This is a genomic window from Paraburkholderia sp. WS6 (assembly GCF_030464835.1).
In the GTDB taxonomy this organism is placed as follows: Bacteria; Pseudomonadota; Gammaproteobacteria; order Burkholderiales; family Burkholderiaceae; genus Paraburkholderia; species Paraburkholderia madseniana.
Window position 1 is genome coordinate 1 of sequence record NZ_JALQCK010000065.1, and the last position, 25,290, is coordinate 25,290.

22 protein-coding genes and 1 pseudogene are annotated in these 25,290 nt (G+C 60.3%); 13 read left to right on the forward strand and 10 right to left on the reverse strand.

The features are described 5' to 3' along the window. The 3 genes and pseudogenes from M0D64_RS41845 to M0D64_RS41855 form a co-directional block, all read right to left on the reverse strand. Nucleotides 1-442 (reverse strand): annotated as a pseudogene (locus M0D64_RS41845) (hypothetical protein); the annotation flags it as partial. Between the two features lie 939 nt (nt 443-1,381). Next, entirely contained in the window at nt 1,382-3,298 is a 1,917-nt protein-coding gene (locus tag M0D64_RS41850; protein WP_266261943.1) for an SMP-30/gluconolactonase/LRE family protein, read from the reverse strand. A 228-nt stretch (nt 3,299-3,526) separates the two neighbouring features. Continuing rightward, nucleotides 3,527-4,405, reverse strand: coding sequence for a LysR family transcriptional regulator (locus M0D64_RS41855; RefSeq protein ID WP_266261944.1), 879 nt, complete (start codon nt 4,403-4,405; stop codon nt 3,527-3,529). 115 nt (nt 4,406-4,520) lie between these two features. On the opposite strand from M0D64_RS41855, the gene M0D64_RS41860 reads away from it, so the two are divergent. Then, nucleotides 4,521-5,399, forward strand: a complete 879-nt coding sequence (locus M0D64_RS41860) for an NmrA/HSCARG family protein (RefSeq protein ID WP_266261945.1) — start codon at nt 4,521-4,523, stop codon at nt 5,397-5,399. Between the two features lie 34 nt (nt 5,400-5,433). On the opposite strand, the gene M0D64_RS41865 is transcribed toward M0D64_RS41860, so the two are convergent. Together M0D64_RS41865 and M0D64_RS41870 are read right to left on the reverse strand one after the other, a co-directional pair. After that, nucleotides 5,434-5,580: a DUF3096 domain-containing protein gene (locus M0D64_RS41865; RefSeq protein WP_093637406.1), complete on the reverse strand. Its 147-nt coding sequence runs from the start codon at nt 5,578-5,580 to the stop codon at nt 5,434-5,436. A 39-nt stretch (nt 5,581-5,619) separates the two neighbouring features. Next, nucleotides 5,620-6,045, reverse strand: coding sequence for a hypothetical protein (locus tag M0D64_RS41870; protein ID WP_266261946.1), 426 nt, complete (start codon nt 6,043-6,045; stop codon nt 5,620-5,622). Between the two features lie 265 nt (nt 6,046-6,310). On the opposite strand from M0D64_RS41870, the gene M0D64_RS41875 reads away from it, so the two are divergent. The 6 genes from M0D64_RS41875 (at nt 6,311) to M0D64_RS41900 (ending at nt 12,435) form a co-directional block, all read left to right on the forward strand. Further along, nucleotides 6,311-7,225: a LysR family transcriptional regulator gene (locus M0D64_RS41875; RefSeq protein WP_266261947.1), complete on the forward strand. Its 915-nt coding sequence runs from the start codon at nt 6,311-6,313 to the stop codon at nt 7,223-7,225. Between the two features lie 112 nt (nt 7,226-7,337). After that, complete coding sequence (locus M0D64_RS41880) at nt 7,338-8,528, forward strand: CaiB/BaiF CoA-transferase family protein (protein ID WP_266261948.1); 1,191 nt, start codon at nt 7,338-7,340, stop codon at nt 8,526-8,528. Between the two features lie 13 nt (nt 8,529-8,541). Then, nucleotides 8,542-9,498 (forward strand): hydroxymethylglutaryl-CoA lyase, encoded by a 957-nt coding sequence (locus M0D64_RS41885; protein ID WP_266261949.1) that lies wholly within the window; start codon nt 8,542-8,544, stop codon nt 9,496-9,498. A 10-nt stretch (nt 9,499-9,508) separates the two neighbouring features. Next, complete coding sequence (locus tag M0D64_RS41890) at nt 9,509-9,895, forward strand: VOC family protein (RefSeq protein ID WP_266261950.1); 387 nt, start codon at nt 9,509-9,511, stop codon at nt 9,893-9,895. A gap of 102 nt (nt 9,896-9,997) precedes the next feature. Beyond that, the gene (locus M0D64_RS41895) at nt 9,998-10,945 is read left to right on the forward strand and encodes a D-2-hydroxyacid dehydrogenase (protein WP_266261951.1); all 948 of its coding nucleotides are present in this window, start codon (nt 9,998-10,000) and stop codon (nt 10,943-10,945) included. Between the two features lie 32 nt (nt 10,946-10,977). Beyond that, nucleotides 10,978-12,435 (forward strand): MFS transporter, encoded by a 1,458-nt coding sequence (locus M0D64_RS41900; RefSeq protein ID WP_266261952.1) that lies wholly within the window; start codon nt 10,978-10,980, stop codon nt 12,433-12,435. 167 nt (nt 12,436-12,602) lie between these two features. On the opposite strand, the gene M0D64_RS41905 is transcribed toward M0D64_RS41900, so the two are convergent. Together M0D64_RS41905 and M0D64_RS41910 are read right to left on the reverse strand one after the other, a co-directional pair. After that, complete coding sequence (locus tag M0D64_RS41905; protein WP_266261953.1) at nt 12,603-14,405, reverse strand: NAD(P)/FAD-dependent oxidoreductase; 1,803 nt, start codon at nt 14,403-14,405, stop codon at nt 12,603-12,605. Nucleotides 14,406-14,486: 81 nt separating this feature from the next. Beyond that, nucleotides 14,487-15,629 (reverse strand): sigma-54-dependent Fis family transcriptional regulator, encoded by a 1,143-nt coding sequence (locus M0D64_RS41910; RefSeq protein ID WP_266261954.1) that lies wholly within the window; start codon nt 15,627-15,629, stop codon nt 14,487-14,489. A 233-nt stretch (nt 15,630-15,862) separates the two neighbouring features. Here M0D64_RS41910 and M0D64_RS41915 point away from each other — a divergent pair, with 233 nt between their 5' ends. After that, nucleotides 15,863-16,177, forward strand: coding sequence for a helicase (locus M0D64_RS41915; RefSeq protein ID WP_154559205.1), 315 nt, complete (start codon nt 15,863-15,865; stop codon nt 16,175-16,177). 89 nt (nt 16,178-16,266) lie between these two features. Here M0D64_RS41915 and M0D64_RS41920 read toward each other — a convergent pair whose 3' ends face one another. Beyond that, nucleotides 16,267-17,040, reverse strand: coding sequence for an MBL fold metallo-hydrolase (locus M0D64_RS41920; protein WP_266261955.1), 774 nt, complete (start codon nt 17,038-17,040; stop codon nt 16,267-16,269). A gap of 184 nt (nt 17,041-17,224) precedes the next feature. Here M0D64_RS41920 and M0D64_RS41925 point away from each other — a divergent pair, with 184 nt between their 5' ends. From M0D64_RS41925 to M0D64_RS41940, 4 genes are read left to right on the forward strand one after another with little or no spacing between them, the layout of a single operon-like run. Beyond that, entirely contained in the window at nt 17,225-18,457 is a 1,233-nt protein-coding gene (locus tag M0D64_RS41925) for an FAD-binding oxidoreductase (RefSeq protein ID WP_266261963.1), read from the forward strand. 59 nt (nt 18,458-18,516) lie between these two features. Continuing rightward, nucleotides 18,517-19,092 carry an RNA polymerase sigma factor gene (locus tag M0D64_RS41930; RefSeq protein ID WP_154559208.1) on the forward strand — a complete coding sequence of 192 codons (576 nt, stop codon included), beginning with the start codon at nt 18,517-18,519 and terminating at the stop codon, nt 19,090-19,092. A gap of 12 nt (nt 19,093-19,104) precedes the next feature. Next, on the forward strand, nt 19,105-19,419 hold the full coding sequence (locus tag M0D64_RS41935) for a hypothetical protein (protein ID WP_154559209.1): 315 nt from the start codon (nt 19,105-19,107) through the stop codon (nt 19,417-19,419). Continuing rightward, entirely contained in the window at nt 19,416-19,724 is a 309-nt protein-coding gene (locus tag M0D64_RS41940; RefSeq protein WP_154559210.1) for a 4Fe-4S dicluster domain-containing protein, read from the forward strand. The genes M0D64_RS41935 and M0D64_RS41940 overlap by 4 nt, the downstream gene beginning before the upstream one ends. 17 nt (nt 19,725-19,741) lie before the next feature. Here M0D64_RS41940 and M0D64_RS41945 read toward each other — a convergent pair whose 3' ends face one another. Both M0D64_RS41945 and M0D64_RS41950 read right to left on the reverse strand, forming a co-directional pair. After that, the gene (locus M0D64_RS41945) at nt 19,742-22,540 is read right to left on the reverse strand and encodes an EAL domain-containing protein (RefSeq protein WP_171925928.1); all 2,799 of its coding nucleotides are present in this window, start codon (nt 22,538-22,540) and stop codon (nt 19,742-19,744) included. Further along, nucleotides 22,537-23,331: an ABC transporter substrate-binding protein gene (locus tag M0D64_RS41950; protein WP_266261956.1), complete on the reverse strand. Its 795-nt coding sequence runs from the start codon at nt 23,329-23,331 to the stop codon at nt 22,537-22,539. The genes M0D64_RS41945 and M0D64_RS41950 overlap by 4 nt, the downstream gene beginning before the upstream one ends. Before the next feature lie 429 nt (nt 23,332-23,760). Between M0D64_RS41950 and M0D64_RS41955 the strand changes: the two genes are divergently transcribed. Continuing rightward, complete coding sequence (locus M0D64_RS41955; RefSeq protein ID WP_154559234.1) at nt 23,761-25,269, forward strand: MFS transporter; 1,509 nt, start codon at nt 23,761-23,763, stop codon at nt 25,267-25,269. Nucleotides 25,270-25,290 lie beyond the last annotated feature (21 nt).

Below are 25,290 nucleotides of genomic sequence, written 5' to 3' on the forward strand. Positions count from 1 at the left end.
TCGGCGTCGGCGTCGGCGTCGGCGTCGGCGTCGGCGTCGGCGTCGGCGTCGGCGTCGGCGTTGGAGTCGGAGTCGGAGTCGGAGTCGGAGTCGGAGTCGGAGTCGGAGTCGGCGTTGGGGTAGCGGCAACCGCTCTCACCCAGCATGATTTGTCGTACCCGTATGCGGGATCTGTCTGCGAGACCGCGCCGACATAGCATCCGACGCCGTTGCTAAAGGTAGCGGGGGCCGACAGCATGACCGACGGCGAGGTGGGCGGAACTGCACCGAACACCACCGAGCCTGTTCCGAGGAATTTGCAGGTGCCGTTCTCTTGTGCGCACAAGTTGTATTGCAGTCCTGCGACGGTGATGGTGCTCGTAGCAGCCTGCGCGTTCTCCGCACCAAACCATGCAAACACTGTTGCTGCCGCAACTCCCAAAAGTTTGAAGTTTCTCGTCATTGTCTGTATGTATCGCTAAAAAGCAGGTTGTCCCCGAGGAGTGAGCAAGATCGATCTAAGCCGTCCCGCTTTGGCGTTCTTTGAGTACTGAGAGATTTGAAGCGGTGAACGCGATGATCGCGTTCATTGCTGATGAAGCTGGCGCTTTCGATGTGCCGGTATCCACTGGCAGATACCGTTACGCATTCGAACGCGCACTGAGCGCCGCCTGGCGACAGTGCGCTCAGCATTTTGATCTGTCACCCTTCAATAGATAATAATTACGTCATCCTTACTATTAACCAAGAATGTTCGCGTGATGAAGTTCTATCAGTGATTGACGGCGAACCCGGCGTCCTCGATGTCAGTCGAGTCAAATCCAGGGCGTGACAAGGCCCGTCCGGAACCTAAAACTAATTAGGTCTCGAGCCCAATTCCCGAAAAGGAAAAACTGTGAAAACCGCTGACAGGTAGCGTTAAAGTCGCTCGACTCATTCGCAACCCATTCGTATGAGAGACGCTGGTCCAGCGCCGCAAAAACGCCTACCCACGCAACCTTTACTTGACCGATGCCGTTCCCGGCGCGTGCCCGGCATTACTTACAGCCAGTGTATTGGCAGACGAATTATAAACGTTTCATCTGTGTAACGTGGGCACGACCAGGGACGATAAGTAGTAGTTCAAAGAATCTTATGGGAAACGCTCCAGACGATTTTCAAAAGCAGAGGAAACGGAAAATCTCTGCCTCACCGGGGGCGGAAAACGCAGGTCTTTGACTTTCCTTCGAAGAAAAATAAATCGACCTGAGCAAAGAATAACGCGGCTCGTTTTTATATTATTAATATCAATACGTCCACGTACCAAATGCATAGGCAGAGAGAACTGAACGATGCAAATTCAACGAAGCGTTGAACGCGCACCGCATCTTTTTCGTCTGATCATAGCCTCGAAGCAAACCGATCATGGCGTCCAGCGATAAACAACAATGCTGGAGCCGTTGTAGTTGTCTTTCGTGATCACGTACTCGCCGGCCGATCTAAGGTATGCCCTCAGGCCATACATCGAATCCACGTCGTTGCCCACATCCACCGTGCCCGCACTCGAGTTGATCAAGGTCGTATCGAGGTTACCCGTGGTGAGATTGAAGGCGTCGATGTTGGGCACCGTATGCACGTAGCCGACGAAAAGATAATTGCCGACGGCCGTGATCGACTTCGGGTTGGCACTGGTGAGGTTGATCACCGGATTGGGCTTCGTGGTGTTGCCCGCGCGCCAGCCGTGATACACCTCGATCCTCGATTGAATCGCCGTCCAGTCCCAGCTCCCGGCGATGCCTTGCGCGAGAATCATGGTGTCGCTCTGCGGCAGATAGATGATGCGTGTCAACGGCCGGATGCTCTGCGGAATGGAGATGGCGATGCCGGGTCCCCATGTCGGTTTGCCGGTGCCATCGAAGCTGACCAGCGGGTAGTGATAGATGTGATTCGTTCTGTCCAGACCGGCCCATACGTCCCCCCTGCTATCGATGCAGAATCCGCCCGTGATCTGTCGCGTTGTATTGAACGCAGGACCTGGAATCGACGCATCCGGAATCGCGATATAGCCGCTCGCCGCATTGAAATGGTAGAAGTAAAAGATGCCAGGGTTCTGACCGGACGCGACGAGGATCCGATTTCCACCAACGCTAACGAGCTGACCGAAATGCTCGTCGCGCTGCGTATCGTTCATGTTGAGACGTGGATCGGACGGATAGCTGAACGGGTCGACGGTATTCGCGACGAAAGTGCCACCCGCGGTGCCGGTGTAAATGTTGGTGCCGCCATAGAAGTAGGCGCCGTCCGTAACCGGGTCCGGTGCGGCGACCGCCTCGAAGTTGAGGGACTGAAGTTTCCATTGCAGGTTGCCGGCACTGTCATACGCGTGAATGTCGGTGCTGCCGTTGCGACCGAGGTCCCAGCCGCCGCCCCACGGGTTGTTGAGCACATACAGGTTGCCGGCTGCGTCTTTTCCGATGCCGACAACACGGGTGAAGCGCTTGTCGCCAACCTGGCCTTTGATGCCTGCGGTGCTATCGAGATAGCCGCCCTGAATGCCGAACGTGCCGACCAGAGTCGGCGTGCCCGAGATGTTGTAGAGCTTGATATTCATGTCGGGACCCTGGTCGCCAACCATGAGCTGTCCTGACGATGCGTCGAAATACAACGCTGACGGTCGCGAAGTCGCGGGCATCTGGATCGTGTTCAGCGGAGCGCCGGCCGGACTGAATTCAACGATCGCGGCCGCGCTTTGCTGCGCTACCCAGAGATTTCCCGCGCCATCCAAAGCGAGTGCGCCGGGACCGGAGCTGTTGATGTCCTGCTGCCACACGCCGTCGGTGGTGTAGACCCGGACGCGATTGCCCGGGAAATCGCTCGCATAAAGGAGAGTGCCGGTCGTGGCGAGCCCGGTGATGACATCGGCGTGCTTGACCGCGTTCCAGGCGCTCACGGGGATGAGGACATCGCGTTTCTGAGTCGCTCGGTTGTATCGCCCTACTGCACCACTGCCGTACACGGTGCTGTACTGCAAGGCCGCGAAAATCGATGTGGCATTCCCCGTAATCGCCCCACCCTGAAACTCGCTGTTGATTCCAATAGAGCCGATGCTCTTGCCGTTCTGATAGATCGCGACGCCACCCTCGTTTTCATCCCATAGGGAAGCCGTATAGATCACGCCTTCAGGCGCGACCCACATCGAACGTGCAGCGTTGCCCACGTGCGCGGCTTGCGTTCCGAACGTGTTCGCCAGCCAGTCGGTGGTGTATTGCGCCTGACATGCCGGCGCAATCACGGTGATCAGTGCGCCAAGCAGTGCAGCACGAATTCGTTTCTTAAGCATGAGCGATGCTCTCCTGACAGTTGTCCTCGATAACGTAAATCACCGCAAATCACCGAATGAAATGTGAAAAATTCAGTAAGCATATTTGTTGCCGGCCATTCGCAAGTTCGCGAGTATCGCTCAAGTTTTTGACATTCCGTAAATGTTCGACTTCACCGTTTTCGGATTCTTCACGGTGGTAATTGCCGACCCGTTCTTCGCGGCGAAAGATCCGATAACGTCAGCCCATCAGAACCTGGCTGAGTCGGGCTTCAGCATGTCCATAAACGCCCGCACCTTGGCGCTCAGCAAACGTCGCGAACTATAGAGCGCCCAGATTTCCACGGGCGGGCCCGCCTCCACGCCCCAACAAACCAGCCGTCCTGTCGACACGTCCTGTTCAACCAGCAAGCGCGGCAGGAGCGCTGCGCCCACACCCTGCAGCACGGCCTCGCGCACCATCAGCAGCGATGACATTCGCAGCACCGGCATCGGCTTGATGACCCTCACGCCGCCTTCCGTGCGCATGTTCCAGAGCAAGTCGGAATGCGCCGCTATCGACACGACCGCCGGCACCTGCAGCTCGTCGGCTTCGCCTGCGGGCATCGACGGTATCGACAAAGTCGGCGAAGCGACCACGAGGCGCTCGTCACCGAGAATGCGCCGCCCAACGAGCTGCTCGTCACGCGGTGGATTGATACGGATGACCAGGTCGTAACCGTCCTCTACCGGATCCGTGACGCGGTCTTCCGCGACGATTTCGAGCTCGACCTGCGGATAAGCCAGCGCAAAGCGTGCAGCGATCTGGCACAGCAAGACATGCGCGAACACGACCGGCGCGCTGATGCGCAAGCGCCCGCGCGGCACCGGCGCACGCGACGCGACCGCTTCACCCGCCTCCTGAATCTCCGTCATGAGCCCCCGTGTGCGTTCGTGGAGTGCGAGACCTTCCTCGGTCAGACGCAGTCTGCGGGCGCCCCGCTCGATCAGCCGCACGCCGAGGTCTTCTTCAAGCTCGGCCACGCGCCGCGACAGCGTGGCCTTGGGACGGTCGAGCGCGCGACTGGCCGGCCCGAAGCCGCCATGCAGTGCAACGGCGTTGAAATCCGCCAGCGACGTCAAATCCATGATCGTTCCATTTATGAGACGAGATGTCTTGATTCTGGCACTTTCGGCCACCCAATGGAACGACTATTGTTCGTCTCACGGACTCACGCAGTCCATTCAACCCCAGGAGAAAATCATGACAGTCCTCGTAACTGGCAGCACAGGCGTAGTCGGCAAGCAGGTTCTCGATCATCTGAACGGCAGCGGCGTAGAAGTGCGGGCACTGACGCGCTCACCGGAAAAAGCGCAATTCCCCGCTGGCGTCACCGCGGTCAAGGGCGACCTGTCCGACATCGACGCAGTGCGGCGCGCACTGAACGGCGTCAGCACGGTGTTCGTGCTGGCCCCCAACGCCGCGGACGAACTGACACAGGCACTGCAGACGCTGAGCGTCGCGCGGGAGGCCGGTGTGAAAGGCATTGTTTATCTGTCGGTTTTCAAGGGCGCGGAGTATGTCGATGTGCCGCACTTCACCGGCAAGCACACGGTCGAGCGCATGATCGAACACTGCGACCTGCCGGCGACGGTGCTGCGCCCCGCCTATTTCATCCAGAACGACGTCCGTCAGAAAGACCCGTTACTGACGCACGGTGTCTACGGCATGCCGATTGGCAGCAAAGGAATTTCCATGGTCGATGTCCGCGATATCGGTGAAGCCGCGGCACGCGAACTCCTGCGCCGCGAGCGCGCCGCCCATCCGCTGCCGCGTGAAACGTACGAACTCGTCGGTCCTGACGCGCTGACTTCGGAAGGCATCGCTGCGATCTGGGCCGAGGCGCTGGGACGTCCGGTCCGCTACGGCGGCGACGATCTCGATACCCTCGAACAGCGTCTCAAGGCGGTCGCGCCGGGTTGGCTTGCCTACGATATGCGCCTGATGATGCGCCGGTATCAAGAGGACGGCGCAGTCGCTTCGAAGGCGGAAGTCGATCGTCTGGCTGCGCTGCTCGGGCGGCAGCCGCGATCCTACCGGGACTTCGCAGTTGCCACCGCCGCCGCGTGGGCGAAGGGCTGATTGATCAGGAGGGGCGAAAAAGAAGGACGTGCGTTCAACGAATGTGGCTTCCGAAAAGCCCCAGCAGTCCAATCACGATCAGATAGATCGCGACGATGTAGTTCAAGAGGCGCGGCACGACAAGAATCAGAATACCGGCGATCAATGAAACCAGCGGACCCGCATTGGTGAGCATATGCATGATTGTCTCCTCGCTCCTCATGCGCACACTGCACGGACATCAACGCCCGTTGCAGAAAACGGCGGTGAGAAAAAGTGGAACGACGTCGCGAATGACCGCGTCGCTGCCGGCGCGTCGTACGCTCGCCTCAACCGACGCGGCAGAGCCGGTCACCACCACGCCGTATGTCGGGGGCGTAACCGGCTGGCCGCTGCCTTGTTTGAAGATGGGATCGTTTTGCTCATACCCGAAGACGGCATAGACATGAAAGCCGAATGCCGTCAGGTTGCTGCCGCGCGCGGGACGAAATGCGTTGACCGAGTTCGCTTCAATGCGCATTGGCTTTGCATCGATCGACTGCTCGTCCAGAAGCGGAGCAATGAAATCATGCGGGCTCGACTGGCAGTCCAGTTTTGCATCGAGCGCATAGGCATTGCACACGGGTGCAGAGAATCCCACGCCCAGCGACGGAATGGCGATCAGCATGCGGAGAACGGACAGTTTCATCAGAGTAGCGCGATCGTTCTGCTGGATTGCCCGCAAAGCCCGAGGACATGAGGCAGCAGATCGTTGAGACCCCAGAATCGTACGGCTGACCCGGCAAGTCTGTACGCTGACGCTCAGATCCGTCAAGGCCGGCGAACGGCAGCGGCGTGTGGCGAAAGAGGATGTCGCCGTGAGGCAAGCCTACTATGATGCGTGGGCCGCTTCACTTTCCGTCGACTTCCAGCGCGCTAAACGCCACACACCCATGACCAGCTCATCACATTACGACCTGCAATCGCTGCGCCTTTTCATCGTCGTAGCAGAACTCGGCAGCCTGACAAAGGCGGCTGAGCGCACCTGCATGACGTTGTCAGCGGTCAGCAAGCGCATGGCCGACCTGGAGCGCAGCATCGATTGCACGCTCATGTTGCGGCAGCCGCGCGGCATCGAGCTGACTGCCGCCGGCAAGGGTCTGCTCGCGCATGCCCGGCAAGTCGCCGACCGCGTGAACCGCATGGCCAACGAGATGAGCGACTACGCCGCCGGCGTGCGCGGCCACGTGCGAGTCTGGGCCAACACGTCATCGGTCATCCAGTTCCTGCCTCACGACGTGCAGGCTTTTCTCTCCGACAACCCCAGCGTGAAGATATCGCTCGAGGAGCGCTTGAGCGACGAAATCGTCGCGGCGATCCGCAGTGGCGCCGCCGACATCGGCATCTTTGCGGACAACGTGCTGGCGCCAGGTATCGAGAAGGCCACCTATCGTCAGGACAAGCTCGTGCTGCTGGTCCCGAACGGCCATCCCCTCGCGTCCCTCGAAGAAGTCGCCTTCGCCGATACGCTCGACTTCGAGTACGTCGGCCTGAACGAAGGCAGTTCACTGCTCGCGCGGCTGCTCGATGCCGCATTCAGCGCGGACCGGGCTCTCAAGCTACGCATCCAGGTGCACAGCTTCGACGGCATCTGCCGGATGATCGAGCACGGGCTCGGCATCGGCGTATTGCCCGAGGGCGCCGTACGCACCGAAATTCTCGCGACGGGCCTGCGCGCCGTGAAACTCACCGACGCGTGGGCGCATCGCACCTTGTGGATCGGCACGCTGTCGCGCGAAACACTGTCGCCCGAAGCATTGCGTCTCCTCGACTTCATGTCCGGCCGAACAGACGGCACAGACAGTTAATCCCACGACCCTTTCCAGAACGGAAAGGGTCGTTGAGAATCCATTGATTTTCAGCACGCGCGGGTTGTCGCAAAGTGAGCGTCAAGAGAACGACGTTTGCAAGGAGACAACCATGACGAAGCCGCTGGAAGGCGTTCGCGTGCTTGAAATGGGCCAGCTCATCGCCGGTCCCTTCGCTGGAAAAATGCTCGCCGAGTTCGGCGCACATGTCATCAAGATCGAACCACCTGGCACGGGCGACCCGCTGCGCAAATGGCGCCTGCTGCATGAAGGCACGTCTGTCTGGTGGGCGGCGCAATCGCGCAACAAGGAATCCGTCACGCTCGACCTTCGCTCGCCCGAAGGCCAGGACGTGGTTCGCCAACTGGTCGCGCAAAGCGACGTGTTGATCGAAAACTTTCGTCCCGGCACGCTCGAAAAATGGGGCCTCGGCTGGGAAGAACTGCATGCCTTAAATCCTGGTCTCGTGATGCTGCGCGTGTCCGGCTACGGGCAGACCGGTCCCTACCGCGACCGTCCGGGTTTCGGCGTCATCGGTGAAGCGATGGGCGGCTTGCGGCATCTGAGCGGCGAAACCGGCCGCACACCCGTGCGCGTGGGCATCTCCATCGGCGATTCCCTGTCCGCCTTGCACGGCGTGATCGGCATCCTGCTCGCGCTGCGCCATCGCGACCAGAACGGCGGTACGGGCCAGATGATCGACGTCGCGCTCTACGAGTCGGTCTTCAACATGATGGAAAGCCTGCTGCCCGAGTACTCGGCGTTCGGCGCCGTGCGTCAACCTGCGGGCAGCAGCTTGCCCGGGATCGCGCCGTCGAATGCGTATCGCTGCAGCGACGGCAAATATGCGTTGATCGCTGGCAATGGCGACAGCATCTTCCGGCGTCTGATGGAACTGATCGGCCGTCAGGATCTGGCCGACGATCCCGCACTCGCTCAGAACGATGGCCGCGTAAAGAACGTTGAGCGGTTGGATGCCGCGATCGCCGACTGGACCCTGCACCGCACGCTCAACGACGTGCTGGCTGCGCTCAATGAAGCCCGCATTCCTGCCGGAAAAATCTACGACGTCGCCGACATTGCGAGCGACCCGCATTACCACGCACGCGACATGATTCTCGACGCCCAGCTCCCCGATGGCACGCCCGTGCAACTGCCAGGCATCGTCCCGAAGCTGAGCGCGACGCCGGGTACGGTGAACACCCACGCGCCCACGCTCGGCCAGCACACCGACGAGGTGCTGGAAAACCTCGGCATCGACACGACGACCCGCGACGCCTGGCGCGCACGCGGCATCATCTGAACAGGGGCACCGAATGAGCAGCAAACGTCTGTATATCCAGGAGGTCGCCACCCGTGACGGCTTCCAGAACGAGGCCCGCTTCGTCGACACCGACGCCAAGATCGAACTGATCGATCGTCTGAGCGCGTGTGGTTACGCCAGGATCGAAGTGACCTCGTTCACCTCGCCAAAAGCGATCCCCGCCTTGCGTGACGCCGAAGCTGTGATGCAACGGATCGCGCGACGTGAAGGCGTCGTCTACACCGTGCTCGTTCCGAACCTGCGCGGCGCGGAGCGCGCGCTCTCGTGCGGCGTCGATGAAGTCAATCTCGTGATGTCGGTCAGCGAGAGTCACAACCGCGCGAACTTGCGCATGAGCCGCGAGCAATCGTTCGCCCAGTTGCGCGACGTGATCGGCGTGGTCAGGCAAACGAAGGTGGCGATCAACGTGTCGCTGTCCACGGCGATGGGCTGCCCCATGGAAGGCGATATCGACCCAGCAGAAGTACTGGACTGGATGCAGCGCTTCGCCGATCTCGGTGTGCATGGCGTGACGTTGTGCGATACCACCGGCATGGCTTACCCGTCGCAGGTTGGCGCGCTGTGCGCCGCCGCGCGCGAGCGCTTCGCCGCGCTCGAACTCACGCTGCATTTTCATAACACGCGCGGCATGGCGCTCGCCAATACGCTCGCCGCGCTGGATGCCGGCATCGATCGCTTCGACGCGTCGCTCGGCGGACTCGGCGGATGCCCCTACGCGCCAGGTGCGACGGGCAACGTCTGCACTGAGGAACTCGTGCACATGCTCGAACTCGACGGCTACGACACCGGCGTGGATCTCGCCGCCGTGCTGTCCGCCTCCGCCCTGCTTCCCGGATTGATCAGCCACGACGTGCCAAGCCAGTTGCTCAAGGCCGGACGGCGCCTGGACCTGCACTCGATGCCTTGCATCGCGGCTGACGGTCTGCCGGAACAACATGCATTTTCATAAGGAGCAGGACGTGGCACTCATCGACCACCTCGATCATCTCGTACTCACCTGCGTCGACTTCTCTGCAACGAAGCGGTTCTACACCGAGGTCATGCAGATGCAACTCGAGACGTTTGGCGAAGGACGGATTGCATTTCGCTTCGGCAATCAGAAGATCAACGTCCACGTGCGTGGCGCAGAATTCGAGCCGAAGGCCCACGTTCCCGTACCGGGCGCGCTTGACCTGTGCTTCATCGCCACCGTGCCCCTCGACGACGTAATTGCGCATCTGGCCCGTTGCGAATGGCCGATTATCGAAGGCCCTGTGGCGCGCACCGGCGCTACGCAGAAGATTCGCTCGGTGTATGTGCGAGATCCCGATCTGAATCTGATCGAGATATCCGAACTGATGGCGTGATGGAATGACACCCTGCGATCCACGATCCGGCGATTTTCACGTGCCATTCAGCGAACTGAACAGCGTGGCTTTGCGCTCCACGCTGCCCAAGGCGGGGGTTCAATGAACATCGTCCTGCTCGACAGCGGCACGTTGCCCACGCCGCTCACCGCGCCGGCCTGGGCGAGCGAATGGTCCGTTCGTCCGGCCACGCGCGCCGCCGACGTGGTCCATGCGCTCGAAGATGCCGCCATTGCGATCACGAACAAAGTGCCCATCCGTGCGCCCGATCTGAAACGTCTGCCGAAACTTCGCTTTATCTGCGTTGCCGCGACGGGCTTCGATTGCATCGATATCGATGCCTGCCGCGAGTCCGGTGTGATCGTGTCCAATGTGCCGGGCTATTCGGCACAGAGTGTCTCCGAGTGGGCGCTCGCGTCGATTTTCGCGTTGCGGCGCAACCTGTTCGCTTATCGTGAAGCCGCTCGCATCGCCTGGCCGGGGTCGCCGCATTTCTGCGTGCACGATGCGCCGATTCTCGACATCGCCGGTTCGACGCTCGGCATTGTCGGGCGCGGCGCGATCGGGAATGCGCTCGCACGGCTGGCCCGCGCGGTTGGCATGAACGTGATGTTCGCGGAGCATCGCGGACGACAAACCGTTCGCGAAGGCTTCACACCATTCGACGACGTGGTGCGATCCGCCGATGTTCTCTCGCTCCACTGCCCGCTTACGGAGACAACGCGCAACCTCATCGACGCACCCACGCTTCGCGCCATGAAACGCGGCGCGCTGCTCGTGAACAGCGCCCGCGGAGGTCTTGTCGATTCCGCGGCGCTGGTCGAAGCACTCGTGAGCGGACACCTCGGCGGCGCCGCGCTCGACGTACTCCCGCAGGAACCGCCCGATCCGCATGAGCCCCTGCTCGCCTGTGCGCATCCCAACCTTATCGTCACCCCACACATCAGTTGGGCGGCGACGCATGCCGCGAACCGGCTCAATGCCGGCATCGAAGCCAATCTCGCTGCGTTCCATACGGGCGCGCCGATCAACGTGGTGAACGGCGCATAAACCGACCCGAAAGCAAAGAAACGGAGACAAACATGAACACCAGAAATCTGCACGTGAGCGGCAGTGCGACCGCTCGTTCGCGCGTTGCTTCACCCGAACCGAGCGCAGCCGACGATACACACGCCCTTCATGCCAAAGCCACGACCTTGGGCGGCTGGATGGATAACATGCCTGCGGGCTCGCTGCATCGATTTGTGGTGTGGGTGATCGGCATAGGCTTGTTCTTCGACATGTTCGAGATTTTCCTTGTCAGCTCGATCGGCGCGGCGTTGCAGGGGGAATATGGTATCGACAGACACAGCACGGACTTCAAGCTGCTGCTCGCTTCGGCGTTTATCGGCATGTTCTTCGGTGCATTTTTTCTGGGCAGCATGGCCGACCGAATCGGCCGGCGCAAGGCCTTCCTATTCAACCTGACCTGGTACAGCGGCTTTTCGCTGATCGGGGCATTCTCGGTCAACGCCGAGATGCTGGTGATCTGCCGCTTCCTCACCGGCATTGGCGTAGGTGCGATCTATCCCGTTGCCGATAGTTTTTTGTCCGAGATTCTGCCCAAGGAACGTCGTGGGCGAATGGCTGCATGGGCGTACACCACCTCATATATCGCCGTGCCATTGGTTGGATTTCTGGCGCTTTGGCTCAATCCTCTTCACTTTGGCGCCGTGGCTGGCTGGCGCGTTATTCTGGTTATCGGCAGCCTGGGCGCAGTGCTGGTTCTGCTTGTGCAGCATAAGTTGCCCGAAAGCCCGCGTTGGCTACTGGCGCAAGGGCGCGTCGAGGAGGCCCATGCCATGCTTCGGCGCTTTGCCGCCAGTGCCGGCGTGACCGTGTCGGTCATCTCACCTGAAACGACCGTCAAGCGGAATCCAATGACGTTGGGCGAGCGCATTGCCTTGCTGCGCCGCCCTCCCTATAACAAGCGCTACCTGATGTTGACCATCTTCCATCTGCTTCAGGGATTTGGTTACTACGGTTTCGGCACACTCGCCAGCACCGTGGTGAAAAGCCGTGGCTTTGACGTGACGGACGGAACGCTCTTTATCGCTTTGTCGTTTCTCGGCTACCCAGTCGGATCGTTGCTTTCGATTCCGCTGCTCAACTGGATTGAACGCCGTACTCTGGTTATTGGCGCCATTTTGTCCATTGCAGTTTTTGGCCTGGGTTTTGCCTATTCCAACACCTCGGCGCTGATTGTTCTCTTTGGTGTGTTGACAACATGTGCGTCGAACGTGTTCAGCAATGCGTATCACGTCTATCAATCTGAGATCTTTCCGGCCAGCGTGCGCTCCACCGCCATCGGCAGTACTTACTCGTTGTCCCGCATCGTAAGTGGCATGCTGCCTTTCATCTTGCTCCCCGTATTGAACCAGCAAGGAGCAGGCGCGATGTTCGGCATCATCGCGGCGGCGCTGCTAGTCGTGGCTGTCACGCTGCGGATCTTCGGCCCTCGCACTACACGACGCAGCCAGGACGACATCAATCCAGGTTGAGCCGCTCGTCGTGTTTCGCACGTGCCCGGCCCGTACTGCTTCATCTCAGAAGGCGACGCGCTGATCAACGTCAGCGGCAGCGGTATAGCGTCGATGCGCGTCGCTCCCCCATCCGGCCGTCTTAACACTGGACCGTAAGGAGCGCGCGCATCAACGACACACCAACGTCAGGAAAGGTGATGCACTTCCTGCAGGCCATAAACCGGCGTCGCAATTCCCTCCATGCGCGCCTTCAATTGCAGAGATAAATACTGGGAGTAGTGGCGCGACTGATGCAGGTTGCCGCCATGAAACCACAAGGCAGCCTGCTGCGTGGGCTTCCACATGTTGCGTTGCTCGCCTTCCCACGGCCCCGGATCTTTCGTCGTATTCGAACCGAGCCCCCACACCTTGCCCACTTTATCCGCCACTTCACGCGAGATGAGATCGGCGGCCCAGCCGTTCATCGATCCGTAACCGGTTGCATAGACCACGAGATCCGCCTCGAGCTCAGTGCCGTCGCTTAGCAGGACAGAGTGCTCTTTAAGTTCGGCCACATCTACACCGCTCTTCAGCTTGATCTTGCCATCCGCTACAAGGTCGGCTGCACCAACATCGATGTAATAACCCGACCCGCGCCGGAGATATTTCATGAAGAGTCCCGAGTCGTCATCCCCGAAGTCGAGCATGAAACCGCGTTTTTCCAGACGCTTGTAGAACTCCGCGTCGCGCTCCCTGATCGCATCGCATACGGGCTTTTGAAACGTGTGCAGGATCTTGTACGGGATCGATGCAAACGTCAGATCGGCCTTCGACGTCGTCATGCCAGACGCTACCGCGCGCTCGGAATAAAGATCGCCGAGAGCAAGTTCCATCAGCGAATCTGACTTCACGATATGCGTGGACGACCGCTGAACCATCGTGACGTCGACGCCCGCTTCCCACAACGCCGCGCAAATATCATGCGCCGAATTGTTCGCGCCGATCACGACCACTTTCTTGCCCTTGTACGCATCGGGTCCCGGGTGTTTCGACGAATGATGCTGCTCGCCCTTGAACACATCCATGCCTTTGAACGAGGGAATATTCGGCTTACCCGACATGCCCGTGGCAAGCACAAGCTGCTTCGGCCGCAAGGTCAGCGTCTCGCCGTCGTGCTCGACCTCGACCACCCATTCCGCCTTCGCTTCGTCATAGCGCGCGGACTTGCAAGCAGTCGATCCCCAATAGTTCAATTCCATGACCTTGGTGTACATCTCGAGCCAGTCGCCGATCTTGTCCTTGGGCGTGAAAACCGGCCAGTTATCCGGGAACGGCAAATAAGGCATATGGTCGTACCACACCGGATCATGCAGACACAGTGACTTGTAGCGGTTGCGCCACTGGTCGCCAGGACGGGGATTCTTATCGACGATGATCGTCGGCACACCCAGTTGCCGCAGACGCGCGCCCAGTCCAATTCCACCCTGCCCGCCGCCTACGATCAAACAATAAGGTTGCTCCGCGCGACCCAGCGCCTGCGCTTCGGCTTCCCGACGTTCCTTCCAGCTGGTTCGGTCCATGCGTGTGCCATGTTCCGCCCCCATCGGACGACGGTTACCCTTGGGTTCCTCATGGCCCTTCAGCTCACCCATGGTGGTCAACAAAGTCCAGATCAGGCCATCCTTCACGCGGATAAAACCGCTGCCGCGGGCAACTTCCGTTTCGAAGGTGATCCACGCCTGTGCCAAACCGTCGGCTTCGGTCGGCACTTCATTTTCGGCGATCCGCAGCCTGGTCGGCTTGATGGCGCCGAGTTGTGCGTCGAGCATGGCGCCGATCTGGTCCCGGCCCTCCATGGTTTTGATATTCCAGGTGAACGCAACCAGATCGCGCCAATAGCACTCAGGCTGAAACAACGCGACGGCCGCAGCGGTATCACCGCGTTTAAGCGCCGATTCCAGGGATTCCAGAACATTTCCAATAATCTTGCTTGCATTATTTTCAGGCATGGTTGCTCCTCCATTCGATACGGATTAGTGAAACGTCGAAGTAATACGCGGGTTCTTTGCCCGCTGGATAACCGTGGACCGCTAGCGCCGGTGAGGCGGGACTATGCCGAACTTCGCGATCCGTCTGTAAAGCGTCGCGCGCGAGATGCCCAAGGTTTTGGCTGTCTCGTCCGGATGCCATTTCGCATCCGTCAGGGCGGCGACGATGCGATCACGCTCAAGGGCGTCGATATCGGTGAGTGTGGGTTGCGCCTGAGGCGCGGGATTGCGGGGCTTCGATGCCGGTTGCCGTTGCGCACGAATGACGGGGGGACGAACGCGGGCATAGAGCGGCGAGCCGTTGCCCGCGAATTTGATCGAAACCATGTCGCGGCCCGGCCTGACATCCAGAAGACGCTCGGCGCGGACATCGAAAAGCTCGGAGACAGGTCGCGGCAGCCGGTCGAGGCCAGGCACGCACTCCTTTGCCCGGCGATTCGCCGCAATTGCGTTTCCGTGCGCATCGAATGCGATCAGAATTTCCGGCTGGGCTTCCACGTAGTGGCGATTACGGTGCGCCAGCAAAACCCAGTAATGCGTGGTCGCGTTGAGAAAGAAGCTGTCTTCGATCAACACCGCGCTATGGCGCACGATGTGGTTGATCAAACGTTGACTTTCGCGTTCGTCAGGCGAGCGAATCGCAGAAGCATCCAGCACGCCGATCAGTTCGCCTTCCAGCCCGAAGATGGGCGAGGCGCTGCAGGTCAACGTGGTAAAGGCGGCACGAAAATGATCGGTCTTATGAACCGTGATCGGTTGCGAATCGAGCAGCACTGTCGCGACGCCGCAAGTTCCCTCTTCCTGCTCGGACCAGCAGGAGCCCAAATACAATCCCGCTCGTTTGAAATCGTGGAGACGATCCCGGTCAACGCGATAATCGATCGTCACGCCTTGCGCATCGGTGAGCATCACGCAATAGTCGGCTTCGCGTACCGTCTCATGCAGACGCGAAAGACATTCGCCTGATGCCCGCAAAACCGATTCTTCCCGATGTTGTACGTCGCGCAATTCCGGCACGGTCAGAATCCGCGGCCCCTTCGTCAGGTCAGGATCGAGATGATATTGCTCGAGCGAGCGCCAATACGACGAAGTCAGCCGCGTAGCATCGCCGCCGCGATCAGGCATTCGGCCTTCGATCAACCTGCGGATCCGATCGATGTGTCTCACTTGCGGAACATAGGGCATGAATGTCTCCGGTCGGCTCGGCGCGCGTCCTGATTCAGTGGCACGCTTAGGATGACTTTTAACATGCGGGTCCCGGAACAGCACATTGCAGTGCACCATCATTCCGGATGAGACTTTTGTCTCAGTCTGTTTGTCGTTGTGGGGACTGAGCGTAACCCGATTTCCAGAGTGAGGAAAACGGGGATGCGTTACGCCCACTGCTAGAATACTTGCCTTTTTCCTTGGAGACGCACATGTCCTGGTTCATCTATGAAGTGCCCGAATACAACGAAGACGGGGCGCGCATCGAACCGTTCAGCGACCTGCGTAGCCGCGTCCTGAAAGTAAGTGGTCAGGCAATGGTCGACGAACTGGAAAGCGTCCGCGAGAACGCCGCGACGACGGCGAACACGCCCGCCCACCCGCTGCGCACCGCGGAAAATCCTCACGTATTCCCGATCCCGTATGCCGACTCCATGATCCTGGTCGGGTTCATCTTCGAACTGAAACGGGAGTCCCGGCATCTGGTGGTGTCACCCGTGGAAATGCCCTGGCTGAAAGACGCGTAAGACGGGCTATCGAGTTGGACCGTGCGCCAACCGTTTGCTGGCGCGCGAAGTCCGGCAGGTCACGCGCCAGTTTGTCGAGCCGGCCAGTGTTAAGTGCGTTTAGCCAGATAGGCGTCGACCAACTCAAGCAGTCGTTCTCGCCCGAAGCTCCCGTCGTGCCCGGCGTGAACCACTTGCACGGGCAATTCGCGCAGCCGCTTCATGGTGCGCACATAGGTCGGAATATCCGCGCCACCTATCTCGTCCAGCAGCGGGCCGTCGTAAATCGCATCGCCCGAGAACAGCGTGCCGGATGCCGCTTCCCATAGGCCAATGCTGCCCGGTGAGTGACCAGGCAGATGCAGGACCTCAAAATGCCGGTTGCCGAGATCGACGATGTTCCCTTCCTTGACGATCTCCGTGACCGTTGCGGCCCGCACGCAATAGTCGGACATCGAGTAATCGGCGCTGGGAAGGGCCGTGATCAGATCGCCGTCGAACGGATAGCCTGCTTCGCGATACCGGCGAATGGCTGCGTCGCCCAATACCGATGCCAGAAGGGTGCCGCGCTCGCGCGGCGCACGCAGGTTGTCTGCCTCCAGCTCGTGAACCAGCGTGTGTTCAAACTCATGATGTCCGCCGATATGATCCGAGTGCGTATGCGTCGCAACGGCGGTGACGTCCTTCTGCAGCAGGTGCTTAGCGGCATCCTGCAGACTGGCGATGCCCATCCCCGTGTCGATCATCAGATCCCGGTCACGGCCACGCACATGCCAGATATTGCAACGCATCAGCGGGACGACATGAGGTTCCCAAAGCAGCGTGATGTCGTCGCTGATGCGTTTGAGTTCGAACCATCGGTCGGCAATTGGTAATCGAGTCATGCGAGGTCGCTCCACGAGTGAGAGTCGTTACTCTGACACACTCTGCATCAACGGGCGGCAGTGGGCGGCATAAATGCCTCCGTCCCACGTCGCTCTGCCCGTCCTTTTCAATGAGTCCGGCCATGTAGAATTCGCAGCAACGGCGCAGCTGGCGTAACCGGCAACAGGTAAATTCATGACCACAATAAAATTCGATACCGTCGTGCTCGGCGCAGGCATTGTCGGCGTGAGCGTTGCCGTGCATCTCCAGAAACGCGGCCGCAGCGTCGCCCTGGTCGACCGCAAGCAGCCCGGCAACGAAACGTCGTTCGGCAACGCCGGGCTGATCCAGCGCGAAGGCGTGTATCCCTATGCCTTTCCACGCGACCTCGGCACCCTGCTTCGGTACGCGCGCAACCAGTCGCCGGACGTTCGCTACCATGCCGACGCCATACTCAAGACCGCACCATTTCTTTGGCAATACTGGCGCAATTCTCACCCGGCCAAACACGCCGCTATCGCGAAGTCGTACGCGACGCTGATCGAGCATTGCGTGGACGAGCATCGCGCGCTGGCGGCCGAGGCCGGCGCGAGCGCGTTATTACGCCCCACCGGCTGGATCAAGGTGTTTCGCACCGAAAAAGCATGGGACGCGGAAACCCGGGTCGCTGAACGGTGGCATCGGGAATATGGCGTCGAGTTCGAATCGCTGGATGCGGGCCGCCTGCAACAGAAGGAGCCCGATCTCAACAAAGCGCTGACGGGCGGCTTGCGCTACTCGGCATCCGATTCCGTGAGCGATCCCAACGCGCTCGTCACCGCCTACGCGAAATATTTCGAAGCGCTCGGCGGACGGTTTTTCATCGGCGATGCGGACTCGTTTCGCGAGGGTTGGGCGGTCGATACGCAAGCGGGAACGATCACGGCTTCATCAGCGGTCGTCGCATTGGGGCCGTGGTCGGATCGCATCAGTTCACGGCTCGGTTATCGCTTGCCGCTCGCCGTCAAACGCGGGTACCACATGCACTACGCGCCCGAGGCAGGGGCCCGTCTGAATCATCCGGTTCTGGACGTCGAGAAGGGTTACGTGCTGGCCCCCATGGCAAAAGGCATCCGCTTGACCACGGGAGCGGAGATCGCGCACTGCGATGCGCCCAAAACGCCCACGCAGCTCGCTGCGGTCGAGCCGATTGCGCGTACGCTGTTTCCATTGGGCAAGCGTCTCGACGATGAACCCTGGATGGGACGACGCCCCTGTACGCCCGACATGATGCCGATCATCGGGCCCGCGACGCATCACAAAGACTTGTGGTTCGCGTTTGGCCACGCGCACCACGGGCTGACGCTAGGCCCGGTTACGGGCCGGCTGATCGCCGAGATGATGACCCACGAGGAGACGCTCGTGGACACGCGCCCGTTCAGGGTGGAGCGGTTCTAGCGCAACGCCATTTTTCGCGGCGCCCACAATATTCCTGATCGTGAACCGTCTACAGACGTATGGAACCGCCGCGCACCCCGAAATCGATGATCGAACGAGATACCGACATCACTGCAACTGTGTTGCGTGAGCGTACGAAGCTCGGGAATTTCATCCGGCGTCGCGTGCACGATCAGGGCGACGCTGAAGACATCTTGCAGGATGTCTTTCACGAGTTCGTGCAAGCCTACCGTCTCCCTGCGCCGATCGAACAGGTTAGCGCGTGGCTGTTCCGCGTGGCGCGCAACCGCATCATCGACCGCTTTCGCAAGCGCCGGGAGCAACCGCTGGCCGACATGGTCGACGCCGCCGATGACGTCGAGTATCGACTGGATCTCGCCCTCCCGGCAACGGACGCCGGCCCGGAAGCCCTCTATGCAAGGTCGGTGCTGCTGGAAGCCCTGCAAGACGCGCTCAACGAATTGCCGGCGGATCAGCGCGATGTGTTCGTCGCTCATGAACTGGAGGGGCGCAGCTTCAAGGAGCTCGCCTCCGAGAGCGGTGTCGGCGTGAACACGCTATTGGCACGCAAGCGTTACGCGGTCCTGCATCTGCGCGTTCGCTTGCAAGCCGTGTATGACGAACTGGATATCTAAAGGAGCAGATAGATGAGTTTCAAACTGAGATGCTTCGGCAAGGCACTGCTGGTTCTGGTGGGCATCGCCGTGCTGGGATGGATGGTGATGGCGCTATGGAATTGGGTGATCCCGGCGCTATTCATCGGCGGCCGTGCGATCGATTTTCCGCACGCGATGGGCCTGCTGATTCTAAGCCGGATTCTGTTTGGCGGATTTCGAGGACGCGGCGGTTGCCACGGACGCCGGCATTGGCGCCGCTGGGAACGGATGACGCCCGAGGAGCGCGAAAATTTTCAGAAGAACCTGTCGTCCGTTGACGGCAAGCGCCCGGAGGATCGCGCATGAGCACCGCTTCGACATCCACATCCGCATGCAAACAGGCCGCCGGCGTGATTGCTCCCGTGGTCAATCTGAAACGGTGCGAAGGCAAGGGCGATTGCGCGGTAGTCTGTCCGGAGAACGTTTTCGACATCCGCCGGATCGATAAGGCCGACTACCAGCAATTGGGCGCGCTGCACAAATTCAAGCTGCGCGTACATGGAATGAAAGTCGCGTACACGCCAAACGCCGATGCGTGCCGGGCGTGCGGCTTGTGCGTGACTGCATGCCCCGAACGTGCCATTACGTTAGCCAGGATCGGGGCGTCATAACGATACCGATCGATTGATCAGCTTACCGTACCCGAACCGACGTTTCTCCCGTCACTCCCCGTCGACCGAACTTCCCTCCGGCTGCGGGAGCTGAACAGGTTCACAAACTGCTCGAAACCCTGAATCGGCAGCGGCTTGCAAAAGAGAAACCCTTGATAGGCGTGGCATCCTGCGACTGCCAGGAAATCTCGTTGCGCTTCAGTTTCGACGCCCTCGGCGATGACACCCAGGTTAAAACTTCGGGCCAGCGCCACGATCGTTCTCGCGATGTCAGCGTCGTTGGAGTCGACCAGGATGTCGCGCACGAACGACCGGTCAATCTTTAACTGGTCCAAGGGCAATCTTTTCAGGTAAGACAGCGACGAGTAACCCGTCCCGAAGTCATCCAGCGAAAAGGTCACGCCTCGAGCGCGAAGGGCGGTCATCTTTTCGATAATGTCCTGCACGTTCTCAACGAGAACACTCTCGGTCAGCTCGAGCTTCAACCTGTCCGCCCTCGCCCCAGTCCGGTTGATGACGTCAAGCACAGTGTCTACGAAGTCGGGCTCGCGAAATTGCCGGGCGCTGACATTCACGGCCATCGACAGATGCGCCATCGATGGCCGCGTCGCCCATACTGCCAACTGGGTGCATGCGGACACCAATACCGTTCGCCCCATCTCGAGAATCAGCCCAGACTCCTCCGCGAGCGGGATAAACTCGCCTGGCGGTATCAGGCCGCGCTCAGGATGCTCCCAACGCACCAGCGCTTCCGCACCGGTTATGTGATTGCCGTCAACGACCTGCGCCTGATAGTGAAGAACAAACCGGTTCTCCTCGATGGCGTTGCGCAGCCCCACCTCCAGCTCGGCTCGCTTCAGCACCGCCGTCTGCATCGCGGGGTCGAAGAAGCACATGGCATTGCGGCCGCGCTCCTTCGATTTATACATGGCGAGATCGGCCTGCTTGAAAAGCTCGTCGGTGGACGTCTGGTCCCCATTGAATACGGTGACCCCTATGCTGGCGGTGCTTCGGAACCGAACACCGTTGAGCTCGTAGGCGTTCCCCAACACGGCGAGAATTTTTTCTCCCACCGCCACGGTTTCCATGGTCGCCTCGGCCTCGTCCAGATTCAGATTGCCCAGCACTACAACGAACTCGTCGCCACCGACCCGGGCAACCGTGTCTCCCTCATTGACGCTGCTCGACAGGCGATACGCGACCTGTCGCAGGAGCAGGTCGCCCTTGTCGTGCCCAAGCGTATCGTTCAGCGTTTTGAAGTGGTCAAGATCGATGAACATGAGGGCGCCGCAAACCCTGTTCTGCCGGCTGGTTACCATTGACTGTCTCAGCCGATCCAGAAGAAGCGCGCGATTGGGCAGGCGCGTCAGCGTGTCATAGAAGGCAAGTTCCCGGATTTTCTCCTCCGACTTCTTGCGCTCCGTGATGTCGCGGCCGCTGGTCCGAAAACCAACGAAGTCACCCCTCTGATTGCTGATCGGCACCCAGGAGACCGACAGCCAGAGGAGCGATCCATCCTTGCGCACGCAACGAAACTCGAGATCGTCGCCGCGCGAACCCTGAAGCCCCTTTTTGAATTCCGGCGCAACGCGCGGGATGTCCTCCGGATGGATGAGCGTGCGGGCGAAATCAGGCATTGCCATGCATTCGGCAACCGTGTAGCCCGTGTAGTACTCAACCGAGGGATTGATCCAGCGCGGTGTGCCGTCCGGTCCCCACCAGATTTCCAGGTTCACCGTGCAGTCGGCAATGGCGCGAAATTTCTCTTCGTTCTCGCGCAACTCCCGCGTCATCGCCGAAGCGAGGCGCATGGCACGCTCCCGCCCTGTCATCATGAGCCAGGTCAGAAGCGCCAGCAGCAGACTCAACCCCGTGCCGGTTCCGGCAATTAGCACCTCCGCATTACGCCCTAACCGGGATCGAAACTCGTCGGAGGCGCTCATCGACAGCATCCAGTCGTGTCCGTCCACAACCAGATATTCGTTTGCGGAGATGAGCGCGGGCGCATGCCGGTTGTTTGCTTCTGAAGTGCGATGCAGCAGCGCTGCCTCCAACGGCTCCACGCCATCGTAAATCGCCAACGAGACGCCACGGGGCTGTTCGCCGTAGAGACTGGCCATCACATCGTGCATACGGAACGATGCGTAGACCCAGCCGACAATGTTCGCCCGACGCTGCGCGACGTTGTCCTGCGTTTTGCCGGAAGCGTAGATCGGAAGATACAGGATGAAGCCGGGCCGGGGGTCCGCATCCATGTCGACCGAAAGGCGCACCTTTCCCGAGAGAACCGCGAGGCCAGAGTCGCGGGCTTTCTCCAACGCCGAGCGCCGCACCGGCTCGCCCCAGGCGTCAAAACCGGGCGAGCTGCGTGCAAGGCCAACAAAGGGCTCGCGCTGAACGACCGGGGCATAGTCCTCGCGCAGCCCGTCGGGATAAATCGTGTAGTCTGGAACGCCGCTCTCGCGCATGTCCGCTATGTGGGCCGCCTTACGCGCCGCGGGCACCCATTCGACCACACCCACGGCGTGGACCCCGGAAAAGTTCGCGTCAAGATTGAGCGCGCTCACATAGCGCCGGAACCTGTCGCGATCGATCATTCCGTTCGCGGCAAACAGGCTCTGCACGCCTCGCAACATCAGCTCGTAGGTCGCCATCCGCTGTTCGACGCGGCTTACTACGTCACTCACGGTGTAATCAAACTGGGTGCGAAGCTCTTTGCGAGTCGCCTGCCGTTCGTGATCCCACACTGTCCACGTCACACCAAGCGACGCGGATAACACCAGCAATGGCAGCAGGACAGAGCGCAGCCGGATCACGGCGACGCCTTGAAGTTGACCATGGACTCGGCCAGATCCGGCCTGAAGTACTTTTCGAAAATACGGCGCACCGTTCCATCAGCACGCATTTCATCTACCAGCGCTCGCCACTTCTCCCGCTCGGCGGCCGGCAGTGCTTTCTTCGACATGATCAGACCGTGCGGCACCGAAGGATCGTTGAACTCAACGATCGTCGTCACGTCGCGGATCTTTTTCTCGTCCAGCGCGGGGTAATCGAAGGGCTCGATAATCATGCCCTGAATCTGTCGAAGAATAAGCGCCTGGTAAAGCGGTTCGAGCCCGCCCGCGAGGCTTACCCGGTTTTCCGACGTCAGTCTGTCGACCAGTTCGTTGGCCGAGGTGCTGTAGCGGAAACTGCGGATCACGCCGAGCTGGGCGCGTTTATTGTTTTCGAAGTCCGCGACGTTATGAATACCGGCGTCCTTGCGCACGAGCAGATAGTATTTATTACTGAAGTACCACGCAAACGAAGCATATTGATTGCGTTCGTCATTCGCGATTCCAGAAAGACTGAAGTCGAGTGCGCCCGACTCGATCAGTTTCCAGATACGTGCGCGTGACATCAGACTGACCTTGATCTGGCAACCGCTACGCCGGCTCAACTCATCGGAGAAGTCTTTGTCGATACCGGTATCGGTGTCGAGCGAATAGAGCAGCCCATGGTCGTGCAATGCAAGCGTAAACGGCCGGGAACAATCCGGCCCGCCTGCGAACGCATTGCTGACGAAACACACTGCAAACAACACCCCGCCAAGCCAGTTTCGAATCACAACGCCTCCGTAGCGGAACGACGCCCAGTTAAGTTCTTATCCGTGATCACAATCCGACGGCATGTCCAGTCAGGCTTTTTTCTAAAGACCTGACTTTTATCACATATTCCGGGATGTTTTACCGCTTCAATGCGTCGCCGATGTGCCGCGAGCGCGCAAGATTTTCCTTCGCAAAACTTCCATACGCATTGTCGGCACCGTGCTGTCGTTCTTGAAGGCCTCCTGGCGACTTCTTGCCGTTGAGAATAGTTTTATGTAAGGGGAAACCCGTATAATCGCCGGGCGAGAGGTCAGACAACTATAAGACACAATAGTGGTCAAGACCCTGGCCGCGCCCTGCCGCGCAGCGCCTACCCTGACAAGCCCTTCTTTCCCAGCCCCGTGAATCCGACTGCGACTGCCCTGCCTTTCCGAAACGCCCTGCTCGCGATGCTCGGCATCGGCCTCGTCAACATGCTGGTCGCACTCGACCAGACCGTCGTCAGCACCGCGTTGCCCTCGATTGTCGCCGAACTACATGGCTTCGAGTACTACGCGTGGATTGCCAGCGCGTACCTGCTGGCGTCGGTGGTGACGGTCCCCGTGTTCGGCCGTCTCGGCGACTATTTCGGCCGCAAGCGTTTCGTGATCGCCGCGGTCATCACGTTCACGGTGGCGTCGGTGCTCTGCGGCGTGGCGAACGACATGCTGTTCCTCGTCATCGCGCGTGGTCTGCAAGGGGTCGGCGGCGGAATGATGGTAGGCACGGCGTTCGCGTCGATCCCGGATCTTTTCCCCGATCCGCGCGCACGGGTGCGCTGGCAGGTGGTGATGGCGGCCGCGTACGGGATCGGCACCGCGGCGGGTCCGTCGCTGGGTGGCTGGATGAGCGAGCACTGGGGCTGGCGCTCCACCTTCCTGATCAACCTGCCGGTCGGCGCCGCGGCGCTCTATTTCATCTGGGCGCATCTGCCCAACTTCCAGCGGCCGCACGAGGGCGAGGTCAAGATCGACTGGCTTGGCGCGGCGCTGGTCGCCATCGTGTTGGGCGGCCTGCAGGCTTTCATCGAAGCCGTGCCGAAAGACGGTCTGACGGCCGGCAACCTGGCGCTGGCGGCTTTCGTGATCGTGGGCGCCATCGCGTTGCTGGTGTGCGAGAAGCGCGCCACGCATCCGATCATTCCGCTCGACCTGTTCAAGGACGCGCAACTCGTCACGCTGTTCATCCTCGGCTTCCTGTCCGGCTTCGTGATGTTCTCGCTGATCTTCTTCGCGCCGCTGCTGTTGCAAGGCGGCTTCGGACTGTCGCCGCAACAGGCCGGCCTGCTCGCAACGCCGATTGCCGCCTGCATCGCACTCGGCAGCCTGCTGAATACGCGCATCGTCATTCACATGAAGAAGCCCACGCGGATTCTGTCGATCGGTTTTGCGCTGCTGCTGTTTGCAGCGATCGCATTGGCGTTTGCCAATCCGGAGACACCGCACGTGTGGATCGAATTGCCGATGGCGGCCGTCGGCATCGGCCTGGGTTTCATCCTGAACAATCTGAACGTGTTCGGCCAGGAGATTGCCGGGCGTGAACGCTTCGGCATCACGACGGCACTGCTGCAGTCCACGCGGATGGTGGGTGGGATGCTCGGCACCAGCATTGTGGCAACCGTGGTGCAGCACCACTACCGCAACGTGGTCACGCGCACGATGAGCGTGCTCGGCGAGCCGGCCGCATCGCAATGGCGGCCGCGCTTCGTCGATCTGCGCATCCTGATCGATGAAACGGTGCGCCTGAAACTGATTGCGGATACGAAGACGTCGGGACTCAATACGCTGGCGCTGATCGACACGGCACGCGATGCACTCGTGCAGTCGATTCATATTGGCGTGTGGCTGACGGCAGTGGCGGCACTTGCGGCCGCATTGCTCGTGCAGCGCATCTCGCACGTTGTGTTTCGCCGGAGTTGAGGGCGGCGAAATCTCCGCCAC